Here is a 13,731-nt window from a genome sequence, read left to right as displayed (position 1 = left end):
CTTTCTAAAAAGGAGTGTTGGTCATCGATGAAAAAGAAATACAACCTCAACTTTTTTAAACCGATCGAAAGCTATTCGGGAAATTGGTCAATCCTTGAGGAAAAAAATAGAGAATGGGAAAACGTGTACCGTCAGCGTTGGTCTCATGACAAAGTGGTTCGGACGACTCACGGAGTGAACTGCACCGGTTCCTGTAGTTGGAAGGTTTTTGTCAAAAACGGCATCATTACCTGGGAAAATCAACAGATCGATTATCCTTCCTGCGGTGTAGATATGCCAGAATTTGAACCGCGGGGATGCCCGCGTGGGGCTACATTTTCCTGGTATGAATACAGTCCATTACGCGTGAAATATCCCTATATGCGCGGTAAGCTGTTGCGGCTTTGGCAGGCGGCCATCCAGGAGCATGCCAATCCGGTGGAAGCATGGGCAAGCATTGTGGAAGATCCGGAGAAAGCCAAGCTCTACAAATCAGCTCGCGGAAAAGGCGGTCATGTCCGTGTCACTTGGGACGATGTCCTGCGTCTGATCTCGGCACAACTCATCTATACCATTCGGAAATACGGTCCTGACCGGATCGCGGGCTTTACGCCAATCCCGGCGATGTCAATGATAAGCTACGCTTCAGGAGCTCGATTCATTTCGCTACTGGGTGGGCAGATGTTGAGTTTTTATGACTGGTATGCCGACCTTCCTCCTTCATCTCCTCAAATTTGGGGTGAGCAGACGGATGTACCGGAATCTTCTGATTGGTACAATGCGGGTTACCTGATTATGTGGGGATCAAACGTACCGCTTACCCGGACGCCAGACGCTCATTTTATGACGGAAGTACGATATAAGGGAACAAAAGTCGTATCAGTGGCTCCCGACTTGGCGGAGAATGTGAAGTTCGCTGACAACTGGCTTGCCCCAAATCCGGGTACAGATGCTGCCGTAGCCCAGGCTATGACGCATGTTATTTTGGATGAGTTTTACAAAGAGCGCCAAGAACCGATGTTCATTAACTATGCCAAACAATATACGGATATGCCGTTTATGATTCTGCTTGATCCACACGAGGGAGCCTGGAAAGGTGGACGTTTTCTACGGGCGAGTGACCTGGGGGATGCTTCGCCGCATGCGGACTGGAAGCCGGTCATATATGACGAAGCGGCGGGGGAAATGCTGGTTCCGAACGGTACGATGGGACAGCGCTGGGAGCAGGATAAGAAATGGAACCTGATTCTGGAACGGGAAGATGGAACAAAGGTTGAGCCCGCGCTCACTGTGGAAGGTCATGGCGAGCAATGGGAAGAAATCGTATTCCCTTACTTTGATAACGCCGGTAATGGAACGTTCAAACGTGTAATTCCGGCCAAAAAAGTACGCTTGGCAGATGGCTCGGAACGTTACGTAGCAACTGTGTACGATTTGATGATGAGCCAGTATGGTGTCGCACGCAATGACAGCCCTCATAACGCCAAAAATTATTACGACGAAGCTTCGCATTATACCCCTGCCTGGCAGGAGAAGATCACAGGTGTGAAGGCGTCTGTTGTGGTACAGATTGCTCGGGAATTTGCCCAAAATGCTATCGATACTAAAGGTCGCTCCATGATTATTATGGGTGCGGGTATCAACCACTGGTTCAATAGTGACACGATCTATCGGTCCATCTTGAATCTTGTCGTGTTGACTGCTTCCCAAGGTGTAAACGGTGGAGGCTGGGCGCATTATGTGGGTCAAGAAAAGCTCCGCCCAATCGAAGGCTGGTCAACGATTGCTTTTGCAAAAGACTGGCAAGGGGCGGCTCGGCAGCAAAATGCTACATCGTTTTTCTACTTTGCAACAGAGCAGTGGCGTTACGAAGAAAGTGGAACAGACACCTTGAAGTCACCGATTGGCGGGGATGTCAGTTACAGACATCCAGCAGACTACAACGTGCTCGCAGCACGTCTGGGTTGGCTGCCTTCTTATCCACAGTTTAATAAAAACAGTCTGCTGTTCGCCGAAGAGGCTGCACAATTAGGCAAGAAGTCGAACGAGGACATCATCAATCATTCTGTGGAAGAGATTAAATCACGTAAGACACGCTTCGCTGTAGAAGATCCTGGAGCAGCTGAGAACTTCCCGCGTTCACTCTTTGTTTGGCGGTCAAATCTGATTTCCAGTTCGGCGAAGGGACAAGAGTATTTCATGAAACATTTACTCGGAGCATCTGATGCCCTGCTTGCCCGACCGAATGAAGAACAGAAACCTGAGGAAATTGTCTGGAGAGAAGATGTAGAAGGAAAGCTTGATTTGATGGTTGCACTTGATTTCCGGATGACAACAACTCCATTGTACGCGGACATCGTGCTTCCGGCGGCAACCTGGTACGAAAAAACAGACTTGTCGTCAACAGACATGCATCCTTTCGTGCATCCGTTTAATCCGGCTGTTAACCCTCTGTGGGAATCCCGCGCGGACTGGGATATTTACCGCCAGCTTTCCGAAGTCTTTTCGGATATGGCAAAAGAGCACCTGCCAGGCATATATAAAGATCTTGTGACTTCACCGCTCGCACACGATAGTATAGGCGAAATTTCACAGCCGATGGGTCTTGTAAAGGATTGGACGAAGGGCGAGATTGAAGCGACTCCGGGTAAAACCATGCCGAATTTCAGCATCATCGAACGCGATTATACTAAAATTCACGATAAATTTATCTCACTCGGTCCGAATTTGACTAGTGGGAAAGCAGGTGCGCATGGCGTCAGCTTCTCCGTAGCGGACGAATATGAGGAAATGAAAAAGTTGAACGGAGTTTATTACGATGAATCCATTAAAGACGGGCTGCCCAAAATCCAGACAGCTCGCCAAGTAGCCAATGCAATTCTTCACCTTTCATCCGCGACTAATGGACGGGTGTCGCAAAAGGCTTATGAGCAGGCAGAAGAGCTTCACGGTGTGGAACTCAAAGATATCTCGGCCGATCGGGCAGCGGAAAGGATCACTTTCCAAAGTATTACGGCACAGCCACGGGAAGTTATACCGACACCAGTATTCACTGGCTCGAACAAGAAGGGACGCCGCTATTCACCATTTACAACGAATATTGAACGTCTCGTTCCGTTTCGTACTTTGACGGGAAGACAGCATTTCTATATTGATCATGAGATTTTCCAACAATTTGGGGAATCATTGCCGATCTACAAACCGACGCTGCCGCCAATGGTGTTCGGCCCTCGCGATCGGGAAATAAAAGGCGGGCAAGATTCACTCGTGCTCCGTTATCTGACACCGCACGGTAAATGGAATATTCACTCCACCTACCAGGATAACCAGCACATGCTTACACTGTTTCGCGGAGGTCCTACGGTGTGGATCAACAACGAAGACGCAGAGGCACATGATCTTGCCGACAATGACTGGGTAGAGGTATACAACCGTAACGGCGTCGTAACGGCCCGGACTGTTGTCAGCCACCGGATGCCAAGAGGAACGATGTTCATGTACCATGCTCAGGATAAGCACATTCAAGTGCCAGGCTCCGAAATCACGGATACACGCGGCGGTAGTCATAACGCACCTACAAGAATTCATCTCAAACCAACCCAGATGGTCGGTGGATATGCTCAGCTTAGTTATGGATTCAACTATTATGGTCCGATCGGCAACCAGCGTGATGTGTACGTTGCGGTACGTAAAATGAAGGAGGTTAACTGGCTTGAAGATTAAAGCTCAAATTGCCATGGTCATGAACCTGGATAAGTGTATTGGCTGTCATACGTGCAGCGTGACATGTAAAACAACCTGGACGAACCGCAAAGGTGCGGAATATATGTGGTTTAACAATGTGGAAACCAAACCGGGTATCGGTTATCCGAAGCGCTGGGAAGATCAGGAATTATATAAAGGGGGCTGGCAGCTCCGCAAAGGGAAACTGGAACTGAAGTCAGGCAACAAGCTGTCCAAGATAGCACTGGGTAAGATTTTTTACAATCCAGACATGCCGGAAATGAAAGATTATTATGAGCCCTGGACTTATAATTACGAGCAACTGACCAACGCTGGCGAACAGAAGCATTCACCTGTGGCACGCGCGCATTCTGCGGTAACGGGTGAAAAAATGGATTTGGAATGGGGTCCAAACTGGGAAGATGATCTGGCGGGTGCGCATGTAACGGGGCCGCTTGATCCCAATATTCAGAAAATCGAAGAAGAGATTAAATTTAACTTTGAGAAGTCTTTCATGGTTTATCTCCCACGGCTTTGCGAACATTGCCTAAATCCAAGCTGTGTCGCGTCATGTCCTTCGGGCGCCATGTACAAACGGGACGAGGACGGAATCGTGCTCGTGGATCAGGAAGCCTGCCGTGGCTGGCGGTATTGCATGACGGGCTGCCCATACAAAAAAGTGTACTTTAACTGGCAGACGAACAAAGCGGAAAAATGCACCTTCTGTTTCCCACGTGTGGAAGCTGGCCTGCCGACAGTCTGCTCCGAGACATGTACAGGACGAATTCGCTACCTCGGCGTTATGCTGTATGACGCGGATCGAGTGCTTGAGGCCGCTTCTACGCAGGATGAGAAAGAGCTTTATAAAGCGCAGTGCGACCTGTTCATGGATCCAAGTGATCCGGCAGTGATTGCTCAAGCGAGAAAAGACGGTATCTCGGAGGACTGGATTGAAGCAGCGCAGAACTCGCCGGTCTACAAGCTTGCTATTGAGCACAAGCTGGCATTCCCGCTTCATCCGGAATACCGCACATTACCTATGGTCTGGTATGTGCCACCACTCAGTCCGATCATGAATTACTTTGAAGGGAAAGACTCAATTGAGAATCCCGATATGATCTTTCCGGCTATCGAAGAGATGCGCACCCCTATTCAGTACCTTGCCAATATGCTGACAGCGGGCGACACGCAAACTGTGAAGGAATCCTTGCAGCGAATGGCTATGATGCGCTCCTATATGCGTGCCCAGTCCACAGGACAATCTTTCGATGAAAGCCGTCTTGAGCGCATCGGCATGACACCGCGGCAGACTGAGCAGATGTATCGACTTCTGGCGATTGCCAAGTATGAGGATCGTTTCGTCATTCCGACATCGCATAAAGAAGGATATTCGAATCCGTACCGGGCTCAAGGATCTGCTGGTTACGGCGATACCATGGGAAACATGGGTTCTGGCTCTGGATGTGATGGATGTAGTATGGCAAGTTCGATGGGGATGGAAGAGCCTTTGAAAACGGGCAAAGAAATGTATGAAGAAAACTTCTACGGGGGTATTTGGCGTGATTAATGTAGCGAAGTTGTATGAATGCAAGCCATCATTCGGGTTTTTCGCTCAGCAACTCATGTACCCGGAAAAGCTGGATTTTCATCCAGCTTTTCTGGAAGCATCGTTTGATCCGAACCATCCGGCATATACGTATGCGAACACCTACTGGTCCCTTATGCAAGAGTTCAGTATGGAAGAGATTCAGGAAATGTATACGGAAACCTTTGATTTTCAAAAGAATTGTGCACTATATATGACTTACTTTAAATTCGAAGATGCAAAAGAACGGGGACAAATGTTGGTCAAGTTAAAGGTGCTATATGAGATGTACGGTCTTGAAATGCCAGATGGAGAGCTGCCAGATTACCTTCCGCTCATGTGTGAATTTCTGTATGCCGCCGAATGGGCGCAAGATCCGAAGACGACAGAAAACTTCCGCATGCCAATCGCGATCCTGGAAGACGGCACATATCATTTGCTTAAAGCACTGGAAAAAATGGAAAGCCCGTATTTTCATCTGGTGAAGGGACTGCGCGAAACGCTTAAAGCTTGCGTAGAACAGGAGGCGGCCGCGCAATGATGATGCTAGAGCAGTTTTTATGGGTCATTTTCCCTTATATGTGCGTGGTCGTCTTTATTGTAGGCCATATTTTCCGCTACAGAAACGACCAGTTCAATTGGACAGCGAAATCAAGTGAGTTTATTGAAAAAAAACAATTGATGATCGGAAGCCTCTTGTTCCACCTGGGTATCATCCCGGTTATTATGGGGCATGTGTCCGGTCTGGGCATACCGAAAACCTGGATGCATGCACTGGGTGTAAATGATCATCTGTATCATATTGGGGCAGTTTATATTGGTGGTATATTCGGAGCCATGACGTTCCTCGGTATGTTGATTCTCACCTCTCGCCGTTTTACAATACGCAATGTGCGCCGTTTAAGTACAGCGTCTGATTTGATCGTAAACGTATTGCTTTTGGCCATTGTATGCATGGGGATGTTTGCGACTCTCGTAACGAATGCGGTACAGCCAGAATTCGATTATCGAGAGACGATCTCAATCTGGTTCCGCGGTTTATTCATATTCCGTGTCGACCCGACACTGATGAGAGACGTACCGATGTCCTTCAAGCTTCATATCCTTATGGCCTTTGCGATTTTTGCATTCTGGCCGTTTACCCGGCTTGTACATGTGTGGAGTGTTCCGTTGAATTATGTGCGCAGAAGTTATATCCTTTACAGAAGACATAAATCGAATTAGGAAAGCGGGCTCTGCCTTCTTTCCTAATTCTATTAGGAGAGAGCGATGAATAATAGGATGGATTATCAAAGGGAGCTTGAGCGAATACGCGAACATTTCGGTTATGATTTCATGGCGCTTGCTCTGGTTGAACCGGCCGAATATCAATACGTAATTAAATGGAAAAATGCAGCCGGTAATTTAAATGATCGCTTTAAGCGAATTGTACTGCAATCCGGAAAGGGCATAGCAGGAGTCGTGTTCAAAACTGGGAAATCCGTTTTCATTCCATCTGTTCATCAATATGTGGGGGCAGACAACCTGTTTAACTACCCGATCGTTCAATCCGAGAAGCTCAAGAGTCTCGGGGCTGTTCCCCTATGGAATGATGCTCGCGTCGCGGGCGTACTGCTTGGTGGATTTCGGGAAGAACTGCTGATGACCGCAGCCATGATGCGTGATTTGGAAGCTTTGGCGCATAGGGGATTTGGAGAGTTGAACGGGAAGGAAGTGATGTAATTGACATTATCTGTAGGGACTGGCTCTTTGAATGCGCTAATGGTGAAGTTGTTTGAGAACAGTACAGAAGCCATTTTCTTTTTTGATGGGCAAGGGAACACCCTAGCTATGAACCCGGCAGCGGAGGAGATTGTGAGCGATGACGTCCTCATTCAACTCTATGAAGGGAAGGAAAAAGCTTTGTGTGGAACATGCAGGGGCTATACAAGCGAAACGGAGCCCCGTACCTGCCTTGATTGTTATTTCAATATGCCAGAATCCAAGGATTTCGCTTCTTTTCAGGTTTATCTGGAAACAAAGAGCAACGGAATGATCCCCTATGCCGCTTCTTTTCACACCATTGATTCTGAACATGGAACAAGGGTGTTGATGTTGAGGGACTTGACTCCGCAATTTCAGACGCAGGAAAAATTGTATCAAAACAAAATGATGAAGCATGTCATTGAAGCGCAGGAAAATGAGCGTAAACGGCTTTCCAGGGAACTGCACGACAGCGTCGCCCAGGAATTGATGAGTGCGGTTGTTGAGCTGCGGGTGTTAAAATACATGACGAATGATGAACAGCTCATCAAAAACATGAAGCAGACTGAAGCATCCATGACGCGATTGCTGGATGATATCCGCAACCTGTCTGTGGAACTACGCCCCGCTACACTTGATGATTTTGGGCTTGAAGCGGCATTTCGTTCCCACTTTAAGAGGGTTGAACAAAGCTTTGGTCTTGTCGTTGAATTTGTGTCGGATCTTCCCCAAAAGCGATATGGAAGTGAAAAGGAAACGGTCATTTACCGTGTCTGCCAGGAGGCTGTTCTCAATGCCTTGAAGTATGCCCAGGTAGATATGGTTAAAGTTTCTTTGTCTGAGCACGATCATACGCTTCGTTTGACTGTAGAGGACGATGGGGTTGGCTTTGAAAAGGGGAGCAATCCTATTGGAACGGGACTTGGTTTATATGGCATGCAGGAGAGAGCAGAACTGGTAGGTGGAAGTTTTGGCGTTCTTTCAAATGTTGGTCAAGGAACCAAAGTATTTTTAAAAATTCCGATTGGACATGAGGAGGAGTAAAGACGTGATCAAAATTGTGTTAGCAGATGACCATGCAATTGTACGGAGCGGATTTTCCATGATTTTGAACTTCCAATCGGATATGGAGGTTGTTGGAACGGCTGCAGACGGCATTGAAGCGTATACAATGGTAGCTAAATATCGTCCAGATATTCTGATCATGGACCTCAGCATGCCCCCAGGCGAGAGTGGATTGATCGCCACAGGCAAGATTAAAGAAGACCACCCTGATACTAAAATTCTGATTCTGACCATGCATGATGATGAAGAATATCTTTTTCATATTTTAAAGAATGGTGCTTCAGGGTATGTTTTGAAAAATGCTCCAGATGAGGAGCTATTACTTGCCATACGAACCATTCATGGGGGTGGGACTTATATCCATCCTAAAATGGCTACTTCTCTCGTTCGTGAGTTCATCAAAAAAGATACGACGTCACAATCAGAAGATCCTTATGAGATCCTGTCCAAGCGGGAACTGGAGATTCTGCCTCTGGTCGCAAAAGGTTACGGTAACAAGGAAGTTGCGGAAAAGCTGTTCATCTCTGTCAAGACGGTGGAAGCGAACAAAGCGAAAATCATGGAAAAATTGAATTTAAGAAGCCGGCCTGAACTGGTCCAATATGCATTAAAGAAAAAAATGCTGGATTTTTAGCCGATGAATGGAGGAAATCCGCGTGCTGGAAAATGAGAAACTGCGCTTTTCCAAACCTGCCATGCGTATTCTTGAAAATGAGCATCGATATCTAACCTATCTGATGGATGAATGGCATGCCATTGTATTGTGGTTTGAGCAGCACAGAATACTAGATTTGGAAGAAGGCCGCAAGCAACTGGAAAAACTGAGAATGCAGATTATCGACTTTAGGGTACCCCTCAAGAAACATACCGAAAAGGAAGAAGAACATTTCTTTTCTATGCTAGGAACCTACATTGGTTTTGAGCAGGGACCGCTCGTCGGTATACAGGAGGAGCACCGTGAAATAGAGGGATATATCGATCATTTTCTTCATCAGACGGAGGGCGATTTGAGTTTGCTCACGCTTGATGACATTCAGGAGGCAGCCAAGAACGCGGGAGAGGCCTTTGAAGTGCTGACTGTACATTTTATAAAAGAAGAAACTGTACTTTTTCCTATGGCAGAGCAACAGATCAATCGGAATGATCTAACCAAGTTATGTGACAAATTAAATACACTTATCTCTTAAAAAGACCAAGTCGCTTCTTATAGAAGCGGCTTTTTATATTTTCAGGGAGTCCCCTGTCAGGTAAAGGGGAGTCCCCTATATTCGAACAGATCAACTAGCGGCTACAATGGGGACATAAATTAAAATCAATAATTCGACAGAAAAAACGTTGAAAAGGTGAGTTAAATGATTAGAAAAATGCAGTTGCCGCTACAAACATTGAACTTGATTCTTGGATTCATGGTATGGGTTATCATTTCTTCTCTTATGCCGTTCATTACGGAGGATATTGCTATTCCACCCGGAAAATTGGCCATGGTTACGGCGATTCCGGTCGTGCTTGGATCGATTCTGCGCATTCCGCTTGGTTATTATGCCAACATCGTTGGAGCAAGAATCGTTTTTCTCGTTAGCTTTATTTTGCTTTTGTTTCCCGTCTACTACATTAGTGAAGCTTCTACGATGACGGATTTAATTATCGGTGGCTTGTTCCTTGGGATTGGAGGAGCTGTGTTCTCGGTTGGGGTGACTTCGCTACCGAAGTATTATCCAAAGGAAAAACATGGGTTTGTAAATGGAATGTATGGTATAGGGAATTTGGGAACAGCCGTCACTACCTTCTCGGCCCCTATTGTGGCTACACAAATTGGCTGGGCCCTTACAGTGAAGCTGTATCTCATTCTGCTGCTTGTTTTTATCGTTTTGAATTTCTTCTTAGGGGATCGTCATGAAGCTAAAGTAAAGACGCCTATTATGGAACAGATCAAAGGCGTTTACAAAAATGAAAAGCTTTGGTTTTTCTCGCTCTTTTATTTTATTACTTTTGGCTCATTTGTAGCGTTCACGGTGTACTTGCCGAATTTCCTGGTATCGAATTTTGAGCTGGCTAAAGTGGATGCAGGGATGCGTACAGCAGGCTTTATTGCGATTGCCACATTCTTCCGTCCCATCGGTGGCTGGCTGGCGGATCGGTTTCAGCCCCTGTTCCTGCTGGTAGGCACGTTCACAGTTTATACGGTCGCTGCGATTCTTTTGGCTTTTTCACCAGGGATTACCCTGTATACAGTAGGCTGCTTGGCGATCGCTGTAAGTGCTGGAGTGGGGAACGGTGTCATTTTCAAGCTAGTTCCATTTTATTTTAATAAACAAGCAGGTATAGTTAACGGAATTGTATCCATGATGGGCGGTCTCGGTGGCTTTTTCCCTCCGATCCTGTTATCGACGATTCATGCCGCTACTGGCCAATATTCCATTGGATTCATGCTCCTCTCCCAAGTGGCGCTGGCTAGCCTGATCCTCGTCATATGGCTGTATTATCAAGGGACACAATCTAATGAATGAACGTTATTCCAGACAGATCTTATTTAGACCCATTGGTGGCGAAGGGCAGCGTAATCTATCCGCTGCTGTCGTCACCATTATCGGTTGCGGGGCACTGGGTTCCGCCATTGCCGAAACATTGGTAAGAGCGGGCGTTGGAGAGCTGCATCTTGTTGACCGGGATTATGTAGAGGTGTCGAATCTGCAACGTCAGCAGTTGTTTACGGAGCAGGACGCTGCGGAAATGCAGCCCAAGGTCATGGCAGCCGAAAAAAGGCTGAAAGCCATACGAGAAGACGTGCGGTTGCACACATATCTCGATAACTTGGATGCCGAGCTTGTTCAAGAACTTGCCAGCAAAAGTATATTGCTGATGGATGCTACGGACAATTTCGAAACTCGTCTACTTATCAACGATGCTGCACTGAAGACAGGAATTCCATGGATTTACGGAGCTTGTGTTGGAAGCACAGGCGTTGTTTTTCCATTCGTGCCGGGAGAGTCTGCTTGTTTACGCTGCCTCCTGCCATCATTGCCTGCGATCAATCAGACCTGCGATACGGCTGGAATCATCTCACCCGCAGTCCAGGTGACAGCTGCCCTCCAATGTGCAGAAGCCATGAAGTGGCTGAGCGGCAGACGTGATAAGATGCGCCGCAAGGTTCATCTTTTTGATCTATGGGAGAATACGCAGATGGACATAGGGATTTCCCGCATCCGTAACCAAGACTGTCCAACCTGTGGAGAGCATCCTACGTTTCCTGCACTGACAGTATCACGTCGCTCGGCGTATGCGGCTCTGTGCGGACGGAACGTGGTCCAGGTTCTTCCAGACCCACAACGTCCGATCACGCTCGATGATGCAGAGAAAATGGGCAGGCTTATAGCAGATCGTGTAAAAAGAACCCCTTATTTCGTTGAATTTTATGCTTTTAAGCATCGAATGATTTTATTCAAAAACGGAAGGCTTCTCATACACGGTGTACGGAGTGTTGCCAACGGTCAAAAACTATATCATCAGCTGTTCGGTTAAATGAGATGTAGATACAAAAAGCAGAAATATTTAAAAGAGTCTGTCACCGGAAAGTGGCTTGTCCGGTGGCTGGAAGGTGGAAAAGATGAGTGTATTTGAAATCGTAACGGAGCCCATTATCCCGCAGGCTTATGCGGATTATGTCCTAAGGCCGGAAGCAGGAGCGGTGACTATTTTTACAGGGCACGTACGAGAATGGACTCAAGGCGTACGGACCTTATACCTTGCTTATGAGGCCTATGTCCCCATGGCCCAAAAAAAACTCACAGAGATTGGTCGCGAAATCGAACAGAAATGGGAAGGGACGCGAGTAGCAATCGCGCACCGCATTGGCGAGCTTCAAATCGGTGATATCGCCGTTGTCATTGCCGTTTCTTCACCTCACCGTTCGGATGCGTATGAGGCAAATGAATACGCGATCGAACGAATTAAAGAAATAGTTCCTATTTGGAAACGAGAGATTTGGGAAGATGGAACGCAGTGGGTCGGAGGTCAAAAGAAAAAGCCGGGGGAGATCAGTCATGATTAAGCTGTACTACTTTGCGGGACTCCGTGAGGTGACGGGAAAAACAGAAGAATTGGCAGATTTGGCGGGCCAAACGGTAGGCAGTTTATCCAATTGGATAACAGATCAATATCCAGATATGCCAATCCAGTCTGTACGAATTGCGATAAACGAAGAGTATGCGTTGTCTACGGATGTATTACAGGATGGAGACATTGCAGCCTTCATTCCCCCAGTCAGCGGCGGCTAATGATAACGATGCTAAACAACTAGAAAGGAGGGGGCGTATGAATTTTCATCCACTGAAAGACAAGTTGCAGCGGCCCATTCGTGATTTGCGGATATCGGTTACAGACCGCTGCAATTTCCGTTGTTCCTATTGCATGCCTAAAGAAATTTTCGGTGACGATTACGCCTTTCTTCCCCAAAATGAATGTCTGTCGTTTGAAGAGATTCACCGGCTGACGAAGCTCTTTGTATCCCTGGGCGTAAAAAAGATCCGACTCACGGGCGGAGAACCATTAATGCGCAGGAATCTACCCGACCTGGTCTCCCAAATCCTGTCCATTGACGGAGTGGAAGATGTCGGCTTGACCACCAACGGTGTGCTGCTAGGACAGCAGGCTAAGCCTCTCTATGACGCGGGGCTACGACGGCTTAATGTCAGTCTGGACGCTCTGGACCCCGAGCTATTTGGACGGTTGAATGGCCGGGGGATTAAGCCTGATGTTATTTTGAAGCAGATCGAATATGCAAGAGAAATCGGCTTTGAAATTAAGGTCAATATGGTAGTTCAAAAAGGCGTTAATGACTCGGAGATTTTGCCGATGGCTGCTTATTTTAAGGAGCAGGGAATAACCCTTCGCTTTATCGAGTTTATGGATGTAGGAAATGACAACGGATGGAGCTTCAAAAAGGTACTAACCAAAAAAGAAATCGTTGAACGACTTAAGAATGCGTACGAGCTGGAGCCGATGGATCGGGATTACTTTGGAGAAGTGGCAAAGCGTTATCGTTATAAAGACAGCAACGCACAGATTGGTTTTATTACTTCAGTTTCTGAATCGTTTTGTTCGTCTTGTACACGTGCCCGCTTATCGTGCGATGGCAGGTTTTATACATGTTTGTTTGCTTCAGGCGGATTTGATTTACGCCAGATGCTTCGCAACGGGGCGAATGACCAGGAATTGCTCGATGTGATTACTTCAGTATGGGCACAACGCACAGATCGGTATTCCGATGAACGTACGGAGCAGACAGCCAACAACAAAAAAAAGATTAACATGTCCTACATTGGCGGCTGACATTTTATACCATGATCGTGTGCTGTATTTGATGTGGTTGCTCCGGAAAAGAAAGCGCAAACATTTTTGTTGGCAAAACTTAAATTCGATGTTATTATGATTTTGGGATTGTTACTGAAAAGGCAAAACCCGAGGCATGGAATTCAATTTCCATGTGTTGGGTTTTGCCTTTTCTTTTTAGAATACGAGCTTTACGATATCCTGCATGATATGAATATCTGCCCAGCCATAACGCAGAAAGGTGAGTGATATAAAGCCTTACAAGTGCTGAACAACAAAGATGATGACGTCGACCAACGAATCGACAT

General features: G+C 46.8%; 13 protein-coding genes. All 13 read left to right on the top strand.

The features are described 5' to 3' along the window. The first annotated feature begins 27 nt into the window (after positions 1 to 27). The 13 genes from ACYCSE_RS01525 to moaA all read left to right on the top strand — a co-directional run bounded on the left by ACYCSE_RS01525 (position 28) and on the right by moaA (position 13,423). Complete coding sequence (locus ACYCSE_RS01525; protein ID WP_459701002.1) at positions 28 to 3,702, top strand: nitrate reductase subunit alpha; 3,675 nt, start codon at positions 28 to 30, stop codon at positions 3,700 to 3,702. After that, on the top strand, positions 3,692 to 5,269 hold the full coding sequence (narH, locus tag ACYCSE_RS01520; RefSeq protein ID WP_028542275.1) for a nitrate reductase subunit beta: 1,578 nt from the start codon (positions 3,692 to 3,694) through the stop codon (positions 5,267 to 5,269). Before ACYCSE_RS01525 ends, narH begins: the two co-directional genes overlap by 11 nt. Next, positions 5,262 to 5,828, top strand: a complete 567-nt coding sequence (narJ, locus tag ACYCSE_RS01515) for a nitrate reductase molybdenum cofactor assembly chaperone (protein ID WP_039274409.1) — start codon at positions 5,262 to 5,264, stop codon at positions 5,826 to 5,828. Before narH ends, narJ begins: the two co-directional genes overlap by 8 nt. Next, the gene (gene narI, locus ACYCSE_RS01510; RefSeq protein WP_081330765.1) at positions 5,828 to 6,511 is read left to right on the top strand and encodes a respiratory nitrate reductase subunit gamma; all 684 of its coding nucleotides are present in this window, start codon (positions 5,828 to 5,830) and stop codon (positions 6,509 to 6,511) included. Before narJ ends, narI begins: the two co-directional genes overlap by 1 nt. A gap of 45 nt (positions 6,512 to 6,556) precedes the next feature. After that, a complete protein-coding gene (locus ACYCSE_RS01505) occupies positions 6,557 to 7,009 on the top strand; it encodes a GAF domain-containing protein (RefSeq protein ID WP_029515512.1) in 453 nt (150 codons plus the stop codon). Continuing rightward, complete coding sequence (locus tag ACYCSE_RS01500) at positions 7,010 to 8,074, top strand: PAS domain-containing sensor histidine kinase (protein ID WP_039274412.1); 1,065 nt, start codon at positions 7,010 to 7,012, stop codon at positions 8,072 to 8,074. A gap of 7 nt (positions 8,075 to 8,081) precedes the next feature. After that, the gene (locus ACYCSE_RS01495) at positions 8,082 to 8,729 is read left to right on the top strand and encodes a response regulator transcription factor (protein ID WP_023989699.1); all 648 of its coding nucleotides are present in this window, start codon (positions 8,082 to 8,084) and stop codon (positions 8,727 to 8,729) included. A gap of 22 nt (positions 8,730 to 8,751) precedes the next feature. Beyond that, positions 8,752 to 9,282 (top strand): hemerythrin domain-containing protein, encoded by a 531-nt coding sequence (locus tag ACYCSE_RS01490; RefSeq protein WP_172828330.1) that lies wholly within the window; start codon positions 8,752 to 8,754, stop codon positions 9,280 to 9,282. A gap of 165 nt (positions 9,283 to 9,447) precedes the next feature. Then, the gene (locus ACYCSE_RS01485) at positions 9,448 to 10,602 is read left to right on the top strand and encodes a nitrate/nitrite transporter (protein ID WP_013311332.1); all 1,155 of its coding nucleotides are present in this window, start codon (positions 9,448 to 9,450) and stop codon (positions 10,600 to 10,602) included. Then, positions 10,595 to 11,614 carry a ThiF family adenylyltransferase gene (locus ACYCSE_RS01480; RefSeq protein ID WP_459700998.1) on the top strand — a complete coding sequence of 340 codons (1,020 nt, stop codon included), beginning with the start codon at positions 10,595 to 10,597 and terminating at the stop codon, positions 11,612 to 11,614. Before ACYCSE_RS01485 ends, ACYCSE_RS01480 begins: the two co-directional genes overlap by 8 nt. 85 nt (positions 11,615 to 11,699) lie before the next feature. Next, on the top strand, positions 11,700 to 12,143 hold the full coding sequence (locus ACYCSE_RS01475) for a molybdenum cofactor biosynthesis protein MoaE (RefSeq protein ID WP_039274531.1): 444 nt from the start codon (positions 11,700 to 11,702) through the stop codon (positions 12,141 to 12,143). After that, positions 12,136 to 12,369 carry a MoaD/ThiS family protein gene (locus ACYCSE_RS01470; protein ID WP_430176822.1) on the top strand — a complete coding sequence of 78 codons (234 nt, stop codon included), beginning with the start codon at positions 12,136 to 12,138 and terminating at the stop codon, positions 12,367 to 12,369. Before ACYCSE_RS01475 ends, ACYCSE_RS01470 begins: the two co-directional genes overlap by 8 nt. Before the next feature lie 37 nt (positions 12,370 to 12,406). Continuing rightward, positions 12,407 to 13,423 carry a GTP 3',8-cyclase MoaA gene (gene moaA / locus ACYCSE_RS01465; protein WP_459700995.1) on the top strand — a complete coding sequence of 339 codons (1,017 nt, stop codon included), beginning with the start codon at positions 12,407 to 12,409 and terminating at the stop codon, positions 13,421 to 13,423. Positions 13,424 to 13,731 lie beyond the last annotated feature (308 nt).

Source organism: Paenibacillus sp. SEL1 (assembly GCF_054602535.1).
Note: the sequence above shows the minus strand (reverse complement) of the source record. Positions and strands in the feature narration are given on the sequence as shown.